The organism is Acidovorax sp. GW821-FHT09B03 (assembly GCF_059418305.1).
Genome location: NZ_JBWKPP010000014.1, coordinates 19,576 through 34,920 on the forward strand (window position 1 = coordinate 19,576; position 15,345 = coordinate 34,920).

At 68.1% G+C, this 15,345-nt stretch carries 18 protein-coding genes; 12 read left to right on the forward strand and 6 right to left on the reverse strand.

All coding sequences use genetic code 11. The features are described 5' to 3' along the window. The first annotated feature begins 10 nt into the window (after positions 1–10). The 4 genes from AC07PA_RS22075 to AC07PA_RS22090 all read left to right on the forward strand — a co-directional run bounded on the left by AC07PA_RS22075 (position 11) and on the right by AC07PA_RS22090 (position 1,537). Positions 11–202, forward strand: a complete 192-nt coding sequence (locus tag AC07PA_RS22075) for a DUF4160 domain-containing protein (protein WP_494606527.1) — start codon at positions 11–13, stop codon at positions 200–202. Beyond that, positions 199–657, forward strand: a complete 459-nt coding sequence (locus AC07PA_RS22080) for a DUF2442 domain-containing protein (RefSeq protein WP_494606525.1) — start codon at positions 199–201, stop codon at positions 655–657. Before AC07PA_RS22075 ends, AC07PA_RS22080 begins: the two co-directional genes overlap by 4 nt. Before the next feature lie 251 nt (positions 658–908). Continuing rightward, positions 909–1,052, forward strand: coding sequence for a hypothetical protein (locus AC07PA_RS22085; RefSeq protein WP_305744876.1), 144 nt, complete (start codon positions 909–911; stop codon positions 1,050–1,052). Between the two features lie 83 nt (positions 1,053–1,135). Beyond that, positions 1,136–1,537, forward strand: a complete 402-nt coding sequence (locus AC07PA_RS22090) for a hypothetical protein (RefSeq protein ID WP_494606523.1) — start codon at positions 1,136–1,138, stop codon at positions 1,535–1,537. A gap of 71 nt (positions 1,538–1,608) precedes the next feature. Here the strand turns inward: AC07PA_RS22090 and AC07PA_RS22095 are convergent, their stop codons facing one another. Then, positions 1,609–2,166: a TFIIB-type zinc ribbon-containing protein gene (locus AC07PA_RS22095; protein ID WP_494606521.1), complete on the reverse strand. Its 558-nt coding sequence runs from the start codon at positions 2,164–2,166 to the stop codon at positions 1,609–1,611. A 270-nt stretch (positions 2,167–2,436) separates the two neighbouring features. Beyond that, positions 2,437–3,486, reverse strand: coding sequence for a hypothetical protein (locus AC07PA_RS22100; protein ID WP_494606519.1), 1,050 nt, complete (start codon positions 3,484–3,486; stop codon positions 2,437–2,439). A gap of 218 nt (positions 3,487–3,704) precedes the next feature. On the opposite strand from AC07PA_RS22100, the gene AC07PA_RS22105 reads away from it, so the two are divergent. Continuing rightward, entirely contained in the window at positions 3,705–4,853 is a 1,149-nt protein-coding gene (locus tag AC07PA_RS22105) for a metallophosphoesterase (RefSeq protein ID WP_494606701.1), read from the forward strand. A gap of 59 nt (positions 4,854–4,912) precedes the next feature. On the opposite strand, the gene AC07PA_RS22110 is transcribed toward AC07PA_RS22105, so the two are convergent. Then, positions 4,913–5,488: a hypothetical protein gene (locus tag AC07PA_RS22110; protein WP_494606517.1), complete on the reverse strand. Its 576-nt coding sequence runs from the start codon at positions 5,486–5,488 to the stop codon at positions 4,913–4,915. 266 nt (positions 5,489–5,754) lie between these two features. Further along, a complete protein-coding gene (locus AC07PA_RS22115; RefSeq protein WP_494606515.1) occupies positions 5,755–6,129 on the reverse strand; it encodes a YciI family protein in 375 nt (124 codons plus the stop codon). 328 nt (positions 6,130–6,457) lie between these two features. Between AC07PA_RS22115 and AC07PA_RS22120 the strand changes: the two genes are divergently transcribed. The 6 genes from AC07PA_RS22120 to AC07PA_RS22145 are packed head-to-tail and all read left to right on the forward strand — an operon-like array spanning position 6,458 to position 12,321. Further along, positions 6,458–7,543 (forward strand): LuxE/PaaK family acyltransferase, encoded by a 1,086-nt coding sequence (locus tag AC07PA_RS22120; RefSeq protein WP_494606513.1) that lies wholly within the window; start codon positions 6,458–6,460, stop codon positions 7,541–7,543. Next, positions 7,540–9,012, forward strand: coding sequence for an acyl-CoA reductase (locus tag AC07PA_RS22125; RefSeq protein ID WP_494606511.1), 1,473 nt, complete (start codon positions 7,540–7,542; stop codon positions 9,010–9,012). Before AC07PA_RS22120 ends, AC07PA_RS22125 begins: the two co-directional genes overlap by 4 nt. A 9-nt stretch (positions 9,013–9,021) precedes the next feature. Continuing rightward, positions 9,022–9,768 carry an ABC transporter ATP-binding protein gene (locus AC07PA_RS22130; RefSeq protein WP_494606509.1) on the forward strand — a complete coding sequence of 249 codons (747 nt, stop codon included), beginning with the start codon at positions 9,022–9,024 and terminating at the stop codon, positions 9,766–9,768. Continuing rightward, on the forward strand, positions 9,765–10,532 hold the full coding sequence (locus tag AC07PA_RS22135) for an ABC transporter permease (protein ID WP_494606507.1): 768 nt from the start codon (positions 9,765–9,767) through the stop codon (positions 10,530–10,532). The genes AC07PA_RS22130 and AC07PA_RS22135 overlap by 4 nt, the downstream gene beginning before the upstream one ends. 26 nt (positions 10,533–10,558) lie before the next feature. Beyond that, positions 10,559–11,539 carry an ABC transporter substrate-binding protein gene (locus AC07PA_RS22140; RefSeq protein WP_494606505.1) on the forward strand — a complete coding sequence of 327 codons (981 nt, stop codon included), beginning with the start codon at positions 10,559–10,561 and terminating at the stop codon, positions 11,537–11,539. Positions 11,540–11,553: 14 nt separating this feature from the next. Then, positions 11,554–12,321, forward strand: a complete 768-nt coding sequence (locus AC07PA_RS22145) for an SDR family oxidoreductase (protein ID WP_494606503.1) — start codon at positions 11,554–11,556, stop codon at positions 12,319–12,321. A 22-nt stretch (positions 12,322–12,343) separates the two neighbouring features. Here the strand turns inward: AC07PA_RS22145 and AC07PA_RS22150 are convergent, their stop codons facing one another. Then, complete coding sequence (locus AC07PA_RS22150) at positions 12,344–13,342, reverse strand: NAD(P)H-quinone oxidoreductase (RefSeq protein WP_494606501.1); 999 nt, start codon at positions 13,340–13,342, stop codon at positions 12,344–12,346. A gap of 106 nt (positions 13,343–13,448) precedes the next feature. Between AC07PA_RS22150 and AC07PA_RS22155 the strand changes: the two genes are divergently transcribed. Further along, positions 13,449–14,318, forward strand: coding sequence for a LysR family transcriptional regulator (locus AC07PA_RS22155; RefSeq protein ID WP_494606499.1), 870 nt, complete (start codon positions 13,449–13,451; stop codon positions 14,316–14,318). 18 nt (positions 14,319–14,336) lie between these two features. Here AC07PA_RS22155 and AC07PA_RS22160 read toward each other — a convergent pair whose 3' ends face one another. Continuing rightward, positions 14,337–15,296 carry a LysR family transcriptional regulator gene (locus AC07PA_RS22160; RefSeq protein WP_494606497.1) on the reverse strand — a complete coding sequence of 320 codons (960 nt, stop codon included), beginning with the start codon at positions 15,294–15,296 and terminating at the stop codon, positions 14,337–14,339. Positions 15,297–15,345 lie beyond the last annotated feature (49 nt).

Consider the following 15,345-nt stretch of genomic DNA (forward strand, 5'->3'; position numbering starts at 1 on the left):
CAAGATCACTATGTACGCTGGTGACCATCTTCCTCCCCACTTCCATGTGCTGATAAGCGACGGTCGCGAAGCCCTGGTGGAAATCTCAACGCTGGCCGTCATGCGTGGTTCGGTTCCCGCACGCGAACTGACCGACGCCCTGACCTGGGCAGCAGCCAACGGCGTGTATCTGTCTCAACAATGGAAGGTACTGAACCCATGAGCAAAGCTTTCACCCTCACCGCGGTGAAGGCCAAGGCAGGCGGCATTCTGCATTTGGTCTTCGCCGACGAAGCGACTTTTGATGTGGACCTGAACAAGGTCATCCAGCGGCACCCGACCCTGGCCTCCCTGGCCGATCCCGCCACCTTCAAGCGGGCCAAGCTGGGCGATTGGGGCCGCACCGTCACCTGGGGAACCGACGACCTCGAGCTGGCGGCCGACAACCTGCGCGCGCGCGCCGTGGAGCAGGCGGGCGGTTACTCGCATGAAGGCATCGTGGTGTGGATGCACAGGCACGGCATGACCCAGCAGCAGGCCGCCGACGCTCTGGGCCTGTCGCGGCGCATGCTGGGCTACTACCTGAGCGGGGAAAAGCCCGTTCCTCGCGTGGTGGCCCTGGCTTGCATCGGTTGGGTGCATGCGGCAGAGGATGAGCGGTTCGCCCTGGCCGTCTGAGTTCAGCCGGCACCTTGCCCAGGTAGTTGGCGGCCTTGCTGGAGCGGTTCCGTCACTTCGTGCTGCCCCCGCGTCGCACCGAGCGCAGCTTTCCCAGGGTTTTCAAAAATCGCGCTCCCGAATTTCCAACAAAAAATCCAGTCAGGGTTAACTGACTGGCATTGCGGCAGCGCCAGGGCTTTTTCACGCCCACCTCCTACGGCCCGGCGCCGCGACAGGGCGCCCAATGTTTCTTTCAACAGGAGCGCACGATGGCCACAGACCCCAAAGACCACCCCCTGCACCAAGTGCCGGACAACCTGCCCCGGCCGCCCGGCGACCTGCCGCCCAGCACCGAGCAGCCGGCTCGCCCCAACGAGCCGTTGGACCCGAGCGCGCCAGACACTGCGCCCTGAGTCGGACGCTGGCGCGCTGTCAGCACCCTTTCGCTTCCGCCCGCTCAGTGCGGGCTGCTACCTCGCTCCTGCACAATTGCCCCATGCTGTCATCCCTGCGCATGGACAAGCCGAGCCCAGCCACTCGCGTTGTGCTCGTGCTCATCAATCTTTTAGGCCTCAGCCTGTGCGCAGGGGTTGTCGCACTGCTACGAAGCCCTTGGCATAGCCCAGCCATGCTGGTGAACCAGCTGGCTGCGGTGGCTTTTGTGCTGGCACTGTGCGCTGCGGCGCTTGGCGGCGTTCCGGGTCGGCTACACGCTCTGGCCGGCGCGGCCAACGCACTCGCGCTGGTCGGTGTGTTGGGCTTGGCAGCGTGGGAGTTGGCGAAGGCTGCGCCGTGGCAATCGGCAGCAGGATTTGCTGCCATGGCGGGGGCCATCCCGGCTATCAATACCGCTTGGTGGCTTCTGCAAACGCGCATCCATAGCGACAGGGCTGGATGATCAGGCTGGTTGCGGCCTGAGGGCCTTTTCAATACATCCTGCAAAGCGCCCTGGACCGTGCGGTATGGGCATCACACCGGCAAGGTGTCGAGGAGGGACCGGTTGATCCGCAGGTGCTCCTCGATCTGGGTGATTCGGGCGTCGATGGCTGCCGTGGCTTCGCGGCCGTTGTCCATGGGCAGCCGGGCTCTTTTGTAGACCCAGATCGGAGCAGCAATCAAGGCCGCCAGCCAGGCATATGCAAGTACGGTCCCCATGACTCCATCGATGTCAGGGATGGTGAGCAGACCGAGGAGGAAAGTCACGCCAAAGGTGATCTGCGCGTACTTGCGGCGGGCCCGCTTGGCGCTTTCCAGCTTCGCCTTGGCAGCCAGGAGGATGCCGGCCCTGGCCAGCTCTGCCTCGGTGAGTTCTTTGGTCAGGCGCGGTATGGCCAGTTCTGCTGCGGTACGGGCCGTTGCGCGCTGCACGGCCTTCAGGTCGGTCTCGGCTTTTGGTGCCGGGATGGCGACGCCAGAGCGCTCGATGATCTGCGCGGTCCCGCAGTAGTCGCACGAAAAGTACCCGAGATCCTCCCCGACCTCCAGGGGGGCGGTACAGCTTGCGCAGGACAGTTTCAGCAAACGCACGCAGGTCTCCTGTTCATTCAATCAGCCAATGCCATGGCGGTGACTGAATGTAATCGGATTGGGTGATTTCTGCGGGCCGGTCGGGTCACCCAAACCGGTGATCCAAGACCCCGACGGGCCTTCACCCCGCATGAGGACGCGGCGCTGCTGTGCGCCGATGCCTCAGCCTCTCAGGCCCCACCCGTGCGGGACGGGCGCAGATTTCAGGCGCGCTGGGCGCACTGCTCGCGCTGCCCGGCACGATCTCCATGGGAGATCGTGAACGGGCCTTCACAGCCGCGTATAGCAGCCCTTGCCCGCGATCGAAAGGTCGGCCGTGCGCTCGACGGTGGCTGCGTCCGGCAGTACCGACGGCGTGCTGTCGGCAAGGATGCACAGCGAAGCGCCCTTGCGTGCCCAGACCGCGGGCGTGACCACGGGGACTGCGGCCGGGGCCGTCCAGGTGCCCCAGAAGGCGGTGGCCGTGGCGGTGCTGCCGGTGCGCGCCAGCACGAAGCTGCCGCCGCCGCCGGCTGGGCCGGGTGCCGGGGTGCCCGTGCCCGAGCAACTGGCGTCGCTGTACATCACCAGGCCGAGTGTCACGTTCACGCGGGTCTCGCTCTCGCGCGTAATGCGCCAGAGACCGCGGCCCCACTGGTTCGGCCGCACCTGGCTGCACAGGTCCTGCTGCCAGTCGCCGTCGGGCAGCGCCACGCTCGTGGCGCAGGCCACTTCTACCGCGCCGACATTCGTGCTGCCCACCGTGCCGCTGCCGCTGCGCACCGTGCAGCCCTGGCCGGCGGGCTGGGTGCGGATGGTGACGGCATAGGCCGCGCCGCCGGCCAGTGCCGTCGAAAAGGTAAACCCCCCGTTGCTGCCCACGGCCAGGTCGTCGCCGCCGTTGTTCTGCAGCGTGAGGCTGGTGCCCGCGGCCAGGCCGCTAACGTTGCCGCCCACGGTGTAGCGCGCGGGCGGCAGGTTGCCGCATTGCACCGCGACGCTGTTCACGTTGCCGTTGGCAGTGCCGCTGCCCTGGGCCACGGTGCAGGTCTGCCCGGCCGGCTGGCTGCTCACCGTCACCGCATAGGCGCTGCCCGTGGCGATGCGGCTGCCAAAGGTGAAACCGCCATTGGCGCTGACGGCGAGGTCGGCGCCGCCGTTGTTCTGCAGGACCAGGCGGCCGTTCGCGGCCAGCCCGCTGACGCTGCCGCCGAGCGTGTAGCCGTCACCGACGGGGGGCGTGCCGCCGCTGTTGTCGTCGTCCCCGCCGCCGCAGCCCGCCAGGGCGAGTGTCATCGCCGTGGCGGCGAACAGGGCAATACGCTGTGTGCTGGTGCGCATGGTCATTCCTTTGCTGGTTGAATATGAACAACCGGCAATTGGACTGGCACACGGCCCGCCTGTGTTTGTCAGTTCTGACAGTAGACGGGCACACCTTGGTGCAGCTTTGATCCCACGAAATCGAATCAGGAGCCCATCCATGGCGCGAGGGCTGGATATTCAGCGAGGTGGCCGCATCTGCGGAGGTCTGCGGCCCCGCCGCGCCACCCTTGCCCGCCATGCCGCTGCGCCCGCTGACCATCCTCACAACCCTTCTGCACCTGTACATCGGCCTGCGCCTGGTGGGGGCGCTGTCTGCATGGCCCGGTGCCGGGCCTGCGCTCGCGGTCGCTCTGCTGCTCTCGGCCATCGCCTTGCCGATGCCCTTCCAGCACCGCTCCGGCCGCCGTGGCGCCGCGCACCCCGCGTGGACCTGGCTGGGCCTGCTGGCCATGGGCTGGTTCTCGTCGCTCTTCCTGCTCACGCTGCTGCGGGACCTGGTGCTGGTGGCTGCGTGGGCCGGCGGCTGGATGCAGGAGGGGGGCGGTGCGGCTCGGGCCGACAGTGCGGCAGCGGTGGTGGCCCTGGCCACCCTGGCATCCCTGCTCGGGTTCTGGAACGCGCGCCGTACCGCCGGTGTGCGGCGCATCGATGTGCCGCTGGCCGGGCTGCCCGCGGCGCTGCAGGGCTTCACCATCGTGCAGCTGAGCGACCTGCATGTGGGGCCCACCATCCGGCGCGGCTACATCGCGCGCATCGTGGGCCGCGTGAATGAACTCAAGGCCGATGCCATCGCCATCACGGGCGACCTGGTGGACGGCAGCGTGCCCGAGCTGCGCGAGCACATCGCGCCGCTGGCCGACCTGCAGGCGCGCCACGGCAGCTTTGTGGTGACGGGCAACCACGAATACTACGCGGGCGCCGGCCCGTGGATTGCCGAACTGCGCCGGCTGGGCCTGCGCGTGCTGCTCAACGAGCATGCAGTGCTGCGGCCAACGGAGGGCCAGGGCGACGCGGATGCCCTGGTGCTGGGCGGTGTGACCGATTTCACGGCGGGGCACTTCGATGCCAGCCACGCCAGTGATCCGCAGCGTGCACTGCTAGGCGCGCCGCCCGAGGCCCTGACCCGCGTGCTGCTGGCGCACCAGCCACGCAGTGCGCCGGCCGCCGCGCAGGCGGGCTTCTCGCTGCAGCTGTCGGGCCACACGCACGGCGGGCAGTTCTGGCCGTGGAACCTGTTCGTGCCCTTGCAGAACCCCTTCGTCGCCGGGCTGCACAGGCTGCAGACCATGTGGGTCTATGTGAGCCGCGGCACCGGTTACTGGGGGCCGCCGATGCGGCTGGGGGCACCGTCGGAGATCACGCTGATACGGTTGGTGGCGGCCTGAAATATTGTGTTTGCGTGCCGCAAAGCTGTCGAAAAGCAGCCCGCCGAACGCAGGGCCTGTCACATCTTGGACGCCGACTCTTTCAGGGCCTTTTCGCGCTCTGCGGCCTTTTTCCCAGCATCCTCAACGTACACAAACAGGGCCGTGGTCTTGTCCACCGTCTCGTTGCGTTCGTGGAGCGTCAAGTTCACTTTGCTTCCAAACCAATACGAAACCTCTGACGAAAAAACCGCTCCCATCTTGTTCTGCAGTTTCTCCACTGTTGTCTTTTGGGGCTTGCCGTACCGCTCAACCAGAAGCGCCTTGATGCCTGCATAGTTGGTTTGCTTGCCATTGAGCATGACCGCCTTCACTACTTCATCTTCGCGATTGATGTAGCCATCATTGAAGACATCCACAGGGAATCCAGCGATCAGCACCCCTCCATAGCTTGGTCGGGACATGGAGCAGACCGCAACGGGGTTTTTTTCCGGGTCGGCCTTTGTGCCACCACACTCGCTGATGCGTTCGTTCTCCAGCTTCGCACCAAGAGGCACCCCGAAAACGGCAGTGGGCTCCTTCGGCCATGCCGGCTTCTTCTGGGCATAGGCGGACAGTGCGAGCAGACAGGCTGCGGCGATTGCAATTTTCTTCATCGTGCTCCCATGTTCGAAGGCAAAACGCTGGCTCAGCGCAAGTGACTGAATGTAATTGCAATTCGCGGCGTGGGAGCATGGCTTTGCTTCGCTCCAATGGGTGTGCACTCGCCGGGGTGGGGCCGTGCGGTCAGTATCGAATGCAGTGGAAGGGTTGCCCGTGCCGCTGGAACAGCAGGGGCCATGAATCTGCCCGCTGTGGCGAGGTTGAGCGTGCGTGATGTGCACCGCGGCTGCCGGCCGAAGGCCGGGACAGCCTTGATGGCTCAGCTTGTTTCGAGGAAGAAATCCATGGGAATCAACTCTACGCCCCAGCCGCCCGCCTCGCCCAGCGTGGCCGCCGGGTGCATGGACGCCAGGCGCACGGCCTCCTCGCGGCTGTCCGCCTCGATGATGAACAGGCCGCCCACCATCTCCTTGGACTCGGTGTAGGGCCCGTCGCTGATCTGCGCCTTGCCGCCACGCGGGCGTAGCGAGACCCAGTTCTCGGCGTCGCCCAGCGAGGCGGACACCAGCACCTTGCCGGTGGCGCGCATCTTCTCGTCGAGGGCAGGGCACTGGCTCACCAGGGCCTGCACGTCGGCGGGCGCCATGGCGGCGAATTTTTCAGGGGCGAAGTAGGCAAGGCCGAGGTATTTCATGGCGCAGTCCTTTTACAGGTGGGTTGAGGTTGCTGCCACTACGACGAAGCGGGCGACCGGGAATCGACAGGATTCGAAAAAATTTCCTGCGCTGCAAGAATACCCGTGGCCCCGAACGGCCCGGTTTTCAGCGGCAGGTTAAAATCCGCCCCAACGCTCCGGGGTGCACGCAAGTGCTGAGATCCACACCCGAGAACTTGAACCGGGTAATTCCGGCGGAAGAAGAGCTGTCACCCCCCCCGGCATGGGAGCGCTTGGCTGCGCTGCCCGGCGCCATGGAGCGGGTGGCCTCGGAGCATCCTGTCAAAGATAGACCCAAAGGATGCCCATGGACAAGGCCACACCGCTGGTGGCGGACCTCCTCGATTTCATTGCGATGGATGGCTGCACGGACGCGCAGTTCGACCAGATGGCACTGCGCCTGTTTGCGCACCAGCTCGCGGCCAATGAACCGTTCCAGCGCTTTTGCCGGCTGCGGGGCGTCAACGCCCGCAGCGTGAAGACGTGGAGCGACATCCCCGCCGTGCCCATCGATGCCTTCAAGGCCCTGCCGCTGCGCTGCGCGCCGCCGGCCGCTACCGACCGCATCTTCATGACCAGCGGCACCACGCGCGGCGGCAACACGCGCGGGCAGCACTTCCACCCGCTGCTCGATGTGTACGACCTGTCGATGGCGCGCAATTTTGCGCAGCGCTTCATGCAGGGCACCGAGCGCATGCCCATGGGCATTCTGTTCCCCGACGAGGTGGCCATGCCGAACTCTTCGCTGGCGCACTACCTTGATTTGGCCAAGTCGGCTTTCGGCACGGGCGCCAGCCAGACCTTCATCACACCGCAGGGCATGGACCTCGACGGGCTGTGGGCCGCCCTGGAAGCGGCCGAGCGCAGCGGCGAGCCCTACGCACTGCTGGGCGCGAGCTTCAGCTTCGTGCACGTGATCGACGCCTTGCGCCAGCAGGGCAAGAGCTTCCGCTTGCCGCCGGGCAGCCGCATCCTGGACACCGGCGGCTACAAGGGCCAGTCGCGCGAGCTGCCGCTCGACGCCTTCTACAACGAGCTGTCGCAGGCGCTGGGCGTGCCGCGCACGCACTGCATCAACATGTACGGCATGACGGAGCTGAGCACGCAGTTCTACGACGATGGCAATGCATCGGTGCCCTCGGTCAAGTCGGGCCCGCACTGGATCCGCTCGCGCCTGGTGGACCCGGTCACGGGGCACACGGTGCCTGCCGGCGAGCGCGGCATCCTGGTGCACTGCGACCTGGCCAACTTCAATTCGGTCACCACCATCCTCACGGAAGACGTCGGCCTGGACGCCGAGGGCGGTTTCCTGCTGCTGGGCCGCGCCGAAGGCGTGGAGGCCAAGGGCTGCTCGCTCGCGGTCGAAGAGTTCGTGCGGGCCACTGCGGCATGAGCATCCCGCGCATCCAGGCAGGCTACCTGCCGGGGCTTGATGCCAGCGAGGTCGACTGGCAGGTGCTGCGCTTTGCGCAGGGCGGCCAGGCGCTCGATGTCGAAGTGCCGGTGCTGTCCGCCGCGCAGATGGATGCGCTGGCCGCGCGCGTGCGCCAGGCCAGCGCACGGCACCTCAAGACCATGGCGGTGTCGCAGATCATTGCCGTCATCGACCAGGCTATTGCCCGCCTGCTGGACCGCAGCGACCCCTACCGCCAGCAGGCCGAAGCCTACCTGCCCCTGGTCAGCGGCTATGACAGCGACATGGTGCGGCTGGGGCTCACGGGCTTCTTCAAGACCTTCCGCGCGGCGCAGCTGCACCGCTTTGTGGCCGAGGATTTTGCCAACCCCCAGCTGCTCGACGGCTTTCAGCCCACGCCCAAGGGCGGCGCGGTGCGCGCCTTCGGCCCCGACCTGCTGGTGCACAACTGGGCTGGCAACGTGCCCGCGCTGGCGCTGTGGAGCCTGGTCTGCGGCCTCTTGGTCAAGGCCGGCAACATCGGCAAGCTGCCCAGTGCCGAGCCCCTGTTCGCGGGCTGGTTCGCGCGCCTGCTGGCCGAGGTGCACCCGCCGATTGCCGACTGCCTGGCCGTCGTCTGGTGGCGCGGTGCGGGGGAGGAGGGGGCCTCGGCGCTCTACGCCCAGGCCGACACGGTGCTGGCCTATGGCGGCAACGAGGCGCTGGACGCGATCCGCCAGCGCCTGCCGGTGACCACGCGCTTTTTGCCCCACGGGCACAAGCTGGGTTTTGGCGTTATCAGCGCCACCGCGCTCGATACGCACAAGGCCCCCGCCCTGGCGCGGCTGGCCGCGTGGGACGTGATGCGCTACGACCAGCAGGGCTGCTATTCGCCGCATGTGTTCTATGTTCAGCGCGGCGGGGCGGTGTCGCCGCGCGTGTTTGCCGACTACCTGGCGGGCGAGCTGGCCAATCTGCAGCGGCGCTTTCCGCGCAGGCCGCTTTCTGTGGAGGACTCGGCCGCCGTGGCCAAATGGCAGCAGGGCGTGGAGTGGACGGCGCTGTCTGCCTCGGCGACGGAATCCACCGATCGACTGATTGGCTCGCCCCAGGCCGCGTGGAGCGTGGCCTGCAGCGATACGCCCCAGCCCCTGGCGCCCACCGCCACGCAGCGCACCATCCAGGTGGTGGGCGTGGATGCGCTCGATGAGGTGGTGCCCCTGGTGGCGCCGCACAGCCGCTTTCTGCAGACCGCCGGGGTGGCGGCTGCGCCAGCAGAGCTGTTCCGCCTGGCCGGGCTGCTGGGCGCCGCGGGCGTCACGCGCATCAGCGCCGTTGGCTCGATGAGCGCGCCCGAGGCGGGCTGGCACCACGACGGCCGCTTCAACCTGCTCGACCTGGTGCGCATGACCGAGATCGAGCAGTCCGCCGAGCTGGCGGCCGAGCCGTTTGCCCCTTATGCAGACTGAGGGCCGGCCATGAGCTTTCTTGCGATGGAGCAGCTGGTCTTCACCTACCCCGGCCGGCCGCCGGTGGTGGATGGCATCGACTGGCACATGCAGGCCGGCGAAATCCACTGCCTGGTGGGCCGCAGCGGCTGCGGCAAGACCACGCTGCTGCAACTGGCCGCGGGCCTGCTGCGGCCGCAGTCGGGCCGCGTGCTGTTGCAGGGGCAGGAACTGCTGTCGCCCGGGCCGCAGCTGGGCTTCATGTTCCAGGCGCCGACCTTGCTCGACTGGAAAAGCGCCATCGACAACGTGCTGCTGCCCGTGTCCCTGCAGCGCCGCCCGGGTGCGGCCGATGTGGCGCGGGCGCGGGCGCTGCTCGACCAGCTGGGCCTGGCCACGCATGCGCAGCACTACCCGCGGCAGCTCTCTGGCGGGCAGCAAAGCCGCGTGGCGCTGGCGCGCGCGCTGGTGCTGGAGCCCGCGCTGCTGCTGCTCGACGAGCCCTTTGCCGCGCTCGACGCCATCACCCGTGCCGAGCTGCAGGACGACCTGCTGCGCACCTGCCGCCAGCACGGCACTACGGTGCTGTTCGTCACGCACGACATCCGCGAGGCGGTGTACCTGGGCGACCGCATTGCCGTGATGCATGCCGGCCGCATCGTGGACGACATCCGCGTCGACCTGCCGGGCCCGCGCCAGCAGGCCATGCGCGACGAGGTGCCTTTCAACCGCTTGTGCGGCTGGGTGCGAAGAAGCATGGACGGGGTCGCCGCATGAAGCTGACGACCTTGCAAACCCGGCTCCTCTCCGCTGCGCTGCTGCTCATGCTGCTGGCGGCGTGGGAGCTCACGGTGCGCCGCTCCGGGCTGTCGGCGCTGGTGCTGCCCGCGCCGTCCTCTGTGGCCGCCGCGCTGTGGAACGGCGTGGCCACCGGCTACTTCTGGCCCCATGTGCGGGCCACCCTGTCGGCGCTGCTGCTGGGGCTGGCAGGCGGCAGCGTGGCCGGCCTGCTGATGGGCATGGCCCTGGCCGAATCGGCCCTGCTGGAGCGCGTGTTCCGGCCCTATGTGGTGGTCAGCCAGGTAGTGCCCAAGCTGGCGCTGGCGCCGCTGTTCGTGCTGTGGTTCGGCTTTGGCATTGCGCCCACGGCGCTGATCACGGGGCTGATCTGCTTTTTTCCGCTGATGGAGAACACGCTGACGGGCCTCAAGCACGTGGACCCGCAGCGCCTGCAGCTGTTTCGCATGCTGGGTGCCACGCGCTGGCAGACGCTGCTGCGGCTCAAGCTGCCGGTGGGGCTGCCCTCCATCCTGGCCGGCCTGCGCATGGCCGTGGTGCTGGCGCTGGTCGGCGCCGTCGTCGGCGAATTCATCGGTGCCAGCCAGGGCCTGGGCGCCGTGGTCATCGCCTCGCAGGGAATGATGGACACCGCCCTGATGTTCGCCGCGCTCTTTCTCATCGCCCTCATCGGGCTGGTGCTCTACCAGGCCACGCTGCTGCTGGAGCGCCGGCTTCTGACCCCTTACCTCGACAACCCTTGATTGCCATGAACCGCTTCACCCACCCCATGCCCCTCTCCCGTCGCACCGTGCTTGGCGCCGCCACAGGCCTCGCCGCCTTGCCCTTCGCCGGCCTGGCCACTGCGCAGTCCAAGGGCAAGATCACCGTCGGCGGCTGGAGCAAGCCCATCAGCGAAATCACCAACCTGCTGGCCGAGCCGGACAAGGGCTTCTTCAAGGCCCAGGGCGTCGAGCTGGGCTACGCACCCGGCGCGGGCGGCGGCGATGCCATCCGCAACATGCTCAGCGGCCAGGCCGATGTGGCCTTCACGGACCCCGGCTCCTTCTTCACTGCGCTGGACAAGGGCGAAAAGCTCACGGCCATCTACGACATCTACCCGCAGAACGTGTTCAACGTGGTCTCGCTCAAGTCCGCCAACATCCACAAGCCAGCGGACCTGAAGGGCAAGAAGATCGGCGTGTACAGCCTGGCCAGCGGCACGCGCCAGAACCTGCTGGTGATGCTGCACCAGGCGGGGCTCAAGGAGTCGGACGTGACCATCGTCGTCACCGGCCTGCTCAACTTCGCGCCGCTGCTGCAGGGCCAGGTCGACGCCACGGCCGCGACCGATACCGGCCTGGTGGTGGGGCAGCGCAAGGGCCTGGGCGAGGTCAACGTGATGCAGGTGCGCGACTACCTGAACGTATCGAGCGACCTGTTCGTGGTGCGCCAGGAGGGCTACCAGGAGAAGAAGGAACTGCTCCGGGCCTTCCTCAAGGGCTACCGCGACAGCGCGGCCTGGATGATCGCCAACCCCGAAGAGGCCGCGACCCTGGCCGTCAAGCACGCCATCGACGGCACGCAGCGCGACATCAACCTGGAGGTGATCCGCCTGCGCAATGCCTCGTCGACCCCGTCCGCGTCCGGCAAGCTGGGCGCCTTCAACCTCGACTCGCTGCAGAAGGCAGCCGACGCCTACCGCGCGCTGGGCCTGGTGCAGCGCCAGATCAAGGTGGCCGACGTGGTGGACACCAGCTTGTTGCCATAAGAGGAGAGCAAGCCATGAAGTTCCAGGGCAAGGTGGTGCTGGTCACCGGCGCCAGCCGCGGCATCGGTGCCGCGATCGCCAAGGCGTTTGCGCAGGAAGGGGCGACGGTCGCCATCAACCACCTGAGCAATGACGCGGCAGCCGCCGACACCGTGGCGGCCTGCCAGGCCGCCGGCGGCGATGCCTGGGCCGCCAAGGCCGACGTAGGGTCGGCGCCAGCGGTGCAGGCCATGGTCGACGCGGTGGTGCGCGAGCTTGGGCCCATCGACATCGTGGTGAACAACGCCTTTCGGCCCTATGCCTTCGACCCCCAGCGCCGCACGCTGTTCGACGACCTGCAATGGAGCGACTACCAGGCGCAGTTCGACGGCGCGGTGGGCGGCGCCTTCAACGTGTGCCGCGCGGTGCTGCCGCAGATGCGCCAGCGGGCGCAGGGTGCCATCGTCAACATCGCCAGCAACCTGGTCGAACACCCGGTCGTGGCCTACCACGACTACACCACGGCCAAGGCCTCGTTGGTGGCCTTCAGCCGCAACCTGGCCACCGAGTTCGGGCCTTTGGGCATCCGCGTGAACTGCGTGGCGCCCGGCCTCGTCTACCCCACGCAGGCCAGCGAATCCACGAAGGAGTCTTTCCGCGAATCGCTGATGGCCGCCACGCCGCTGCGGCGCATCGCCCGGCCCGAAGACATCGCCGGGCCCGTGCTGTTCCTGGCATCGGACTGGAGCGGGTTCATGACCGGGCAGGTGCTGTTCGTCGATGGTGGGCTGGTGATGCGCTAAGCGCTTGCGGTGGGAGGGGCGGTCAGGGGCGGTGTGAATCGGGCAGGAGCAGAATCTTCCCCACACTCACCCCCGTCTCCATGCGCCGGTGCGCGCCGGCCGCGTCCGCCAGCGGGTAGGTGCTGTCGATCACCGGCCGCAGCGTGCCGTCGGCCAGCGCGCCCATCCAGCGCTGGGCAAAGCGCTGCGTCATGGCCTGCTTGACCTCGGGCGGGCGCGATTTCATCACCGTGCCGTAGATCTGCAGGTGGCGGTAGAGCAGCACGTCGATGGGCAGTTGTGCGCCCTCGGTGGCGCCGCCCAGCAGGCCCACGACCGCCATGCGCCCGCCCACGGCGAGCGAGCGCACGTTGCGTTCCAGGTAGGGGCCGCCGATGAAGTCGATTACCACGTCCACGCCCTTGCCGCCGGTCTGCTCGGCCACCACGGCCTGGAAGTCCTCGCTGCGGTAGTCGATGAACACGTCGGCGCCGAAGCCCCGCACGGCATCGCGCTTGTCGGCGCTGGCGGTGGCGAACACGCGCGCCCTTGCGGCATGGGCCAGTTGCACGGCGGCCGAGCCCACGCCGCCCGCGGCCGCGTGGATGAGCACGGATTCGCCCGCCTGCAGCCGCGCCAGGTGGAACAGGGCCTCGTGCGCGGTGACGAACACCTCGGCGATGGCGCCGGCCTCGGTGAGCGAGAGGTTGTCTGGCACGCGCATGGCCATGCGGTGGTCGATGCGTGAATACTCCGCATACGCGCCGCCGCCCACGATGCCCATGACGCGGTCGCCCACGGCAAAGCCCTGCACCTCGGGCCCGACCTCGGCCACGGTGCCGGCGATCTCCAGGCCCATCAGGTCCGAGTCGCCGAAGTAGGCGCGGCCATAGGCGCCCTTGCGGTGCGAGAGGTCGGCGCGGTTCACGCCGATGGCGGCGTTGTGCACCAGCAGGTCGTGCGGGCGCACTTCGGGGCGGGCGATCTCGCGCGCCACGAGCACTTCGGGGCCGCCGAATTCATCGAAAACAATGGCTTGCATGCTTGGGGTCCTTTTTTTCCGATCCAGGGATGGTCCAGAGCTTAGGGTACGAATGCGCCTGTGAAATGCAGCATTTTTGCGTTGATGTGATGCAAAATTGCATCATATGAACTGGGACGACACGCGCATCTTTCTGGCCCTGACCCGCAGCCCCTCATTGCGCGCCGCCGCCCGCAGCCTGGGCGTGGACCAGGCCACCGTGGGCCGGCGCCTGCAGGCGCTGGAGGCCGAGTTGGGCACCACGCTGTTCCTGCGCGCCAAGGGCGGCTACCAGCTCACCGCCGCGGGCGAGGCGGCGCTGGGCGCCGCGCGGCGCATGGAGGCCGCGGCAACGGACCTGCGCACCCGCATCGAGGGGCAGGACGAGAGCCACGCCGGGCTGGTGCGGGTGACCAGCTCGGACTCCATCGCCATCGATTTCCTGCTGCCCGCCATCGAGCGCCTGCAGCAGCGCTGGCCCGGCATCCGCGTGGACCTGGAGGTGTCCACCCAGGTGCTGAGCCTGAGCCGCCGCCAGGCCGACATCGCCTTTCGCAACGTGCGGCCCGATGCGCCCGACCTGGTGGTGCGCCGCGTGGCCTCCTGGCCCGTGGGCCTGTTCGCCAGCGCGGCGTATCTGGAGCGCTTTGGCATGCCCGTGCCCGATGACGAACTGCGCGGCCACCACCTCGTGGCCTATGGCCCCTACCTGGAGCAGCGGCCTTACCCCACGGCGGCCGAGGTGCCTGCGCGCCAGGCGCGCATCGCCATGGCGGTCAACTCCGGCCTGCTGGTGCGCAAGGCGGTGGCCGCCGGTATCGGCCTGGGCGAGATGCCGGTGCACCTGGGCGAGCGCGAGCGCCTGGTGCGCATCTGGCCCGAGCGGCGGCGCGCCAGCGACCACGAGGTCTGGCTGGTGATGCACCCCGACCTGCAGCGCACGGCGCGGGTGCGGGCGACGGCGGAGTTTTTGTCACAGGCGCTGGGGGCGGGTTGAAGCCCCGGGTGTGCCCGGTCACCGGGCGTGCCGCGCCGCCCCCTCGGCAATCACCGCATCCCACGGCGCTGGCGACGGGAACAGCTCTTGCAGAAACCCGATGAAGGCCTTGACGTTGGGGCTGGCGCGCCGGCTCTCGGGCCAGACGGCGGTGATGGGGGGCATGTGGGTCGCGAAGTCCTGCAGCACGGGCACGAGCAGGCCACGCTCCACATATGGTGCGGCAATGAACGATGCCGACATGCCGACGCCGCCCCCGGCGGCGATGGCCTCCACCACCGCATCGCTCACGTCCACCACGATGGCCGCGTCGGGTGTGAACTCCACCGTGCGGCTGCCCACTTCGAACACCCAGCGCATCAACTGGCCCGAGGCCTGGTAGCGGAAGTTCACACAGTCGTGGTCCTTCAGGTCCTCGGGCCGGCGCGGTGTGCCGTGGTCGGCCAGGTAGGCGGGTGACGCGAATGCGCTGACGCGGGCCTGCGTGAGGCCGCGCGAGATCAGGTTCGAATCGGCCAGCTCGCCGATGCGGATGGCCACGTCGATGCCTTCCTGCACCAGGTCGACGAAGCGGTCCGCAAGCCGCAGGTCCACCTGCACCTGGGGGTAGCGGCGGCGAAACTCCGGCAGGGCGGGTGCCAGCAGGCGCGTGCCGATGGGCAGCGGCGCCGCCACCTTGAGCGTGCCGGAGGGTTCGGCCCGCACGGCGGCGGCGGACTGCACCACGTCCTCGGCGGCGCGCAGCAGGTGCAGCGCGCGCTCGTGCAGCTCGCGGCCCTCGGGCGTGAGCACCAGCGAGCGGGTTGTGCGGGTGAACAGGCACAGGCCCAGTTGCTGCTCCAGCCGCTGGATGGTCTTGCTCACGGCCGATGGCGACACCGACAGCGAGCGCGCCGCCGCGGTGAAGCTGCCTTGCGAGGCCGCGCGGGCGAACGCAACGATGCCGGTCAGGCGTTCCAGGCTGATTGGTTCCGTCATGGCATAAAACAAGTGATTTACCAAGTGATTATCAAGCAGAGGGAGAAGA

Excerpts from the sequence above, each read along its gene's own strand:
- AC07PA_RS22075 (WP_494606527.1), top strand. The coding sequence starts at position 11 with ATGTACGCTGGTGACCATCTTCCTCCCCACTTCCATGTGCTGATAAGC.
- AC07PA_RS22080 (WP_494606525.1), top strand. The coding sequence starts at position 199 with ATGAGCAAAGCTTTCACCCTCACCGCGGTGAAGGCCAAGGCAGGCGGC.
- AC07PA_RS22085 (WP_305744876.1), top strand. The coding sequence starts at position 909 with ATGGCCACAGACCCCAAAGACCACCCCCTGCACCAAGTGCCGGACAAC.
- AC07PA_RS22090 (WP_494606523.1), top strand. The coding sequence starts at position 1,136 with ATGCTGTCATCCCTGCGCATGGACAAGCCGAGCCCAGCCACTCGCGTT.
- AC07PA_RS22100 (WP_494606519.1), bottom strand. The coding sequence starts at position 3,486 with ATGCGCACCAGCACACAGCGTATTGCCCTGTTCGCCGCCACGGCGATG.
- AC07PA_RS22105 (WP_494606701.1), top strand. The coding sequence starts at position 3,705 with ATGCCGCTGCGCCCGCTGACCATCCTCACAACCCTTCTGCACCTGTAC.
- AC07PA_RS22110 (WP_494606517.1), bottom strand. The coding sequence starts at position 5,488 with ATGAAGAAAATTGCAATCGCCGCAGCCTGTCTGCTCGCACTGTCCGCC.
- AC07PA_RS22115 (WP_494606515.1), bottom strand. The coding sequence starts at position 6,129 with ATGAAATACCTCGGCCTTGCCTACTTCGCCCCTGAAAAATTCGCCGCC.
- AC07PA_RS22120 (WP_494606513.1), top strand. The coding sequence starts at position 6,458 with ATGGACAAGGCCACACCGCTGGTGGCGGACCTCCTCGATTTCATTGCG.
- AC07PA_RS22125 (WP_494606511.1), top strand. The coding sequence starts at position 7,540 with ATGAGCATCCCGCGCATCCAGGCAGGCTACCTGCCGGGGCTTGATGCC.
- AC07PA_RS22130 (WP_494606509.1), top strand. The coding sequence starts at position 9,022 with ATGAGCTTTCTTGCGATGGAGCAGCTGGTCTTCACCTACCCCGGCCGG.
- AC07PA_RS22135 (WP_494606507.1), top strand. The coding sequence starts at position 9,765 with ATGAAGCTGACGACCTTGCAAACCCGGCTCCTCTCCGCTGCGCTGCTG.
- AC07PA_RS22140 (WP_494606505.1), top strand. The coding sequence starts at position 10,559 with ATGCCCCTCTCCCGTCGCACCGTGCTTGGCGCCGCCACAGGCCTCGCC.
- AC07PA_RS22145 (WP_494606503.1), top strand. The coding sequence starts at position 11,554 with ATGAAGTTCCAGGGCAAGGTGGTGCTGGTCACCGGCGCCAGCCGCGGC.
- AC07PA_RS22150 (WP_494606501.1), bottom strand. The coding sequence starts at position 13,342 with ATGCAAGCCATTGTTTTCGATGAATTCGGCGGCCCCGAAGTGCTCGTG.
- AC07PA_RS22155 (WP_494606499.1), top strand. The coding sequence starts at position 13,449 with ATGAACTGGGACGACACGCGCATCTTTCTGGCCCTGACCCGCAGCCCC.
- AC07PA_RS22160 (WP_494606497.1), bottom strand. The coding sequence starts at position 15,296 with ATGACGGAACCAATCAGCCTGGAACGCCTGACCGGCATCGTTGCGTTC.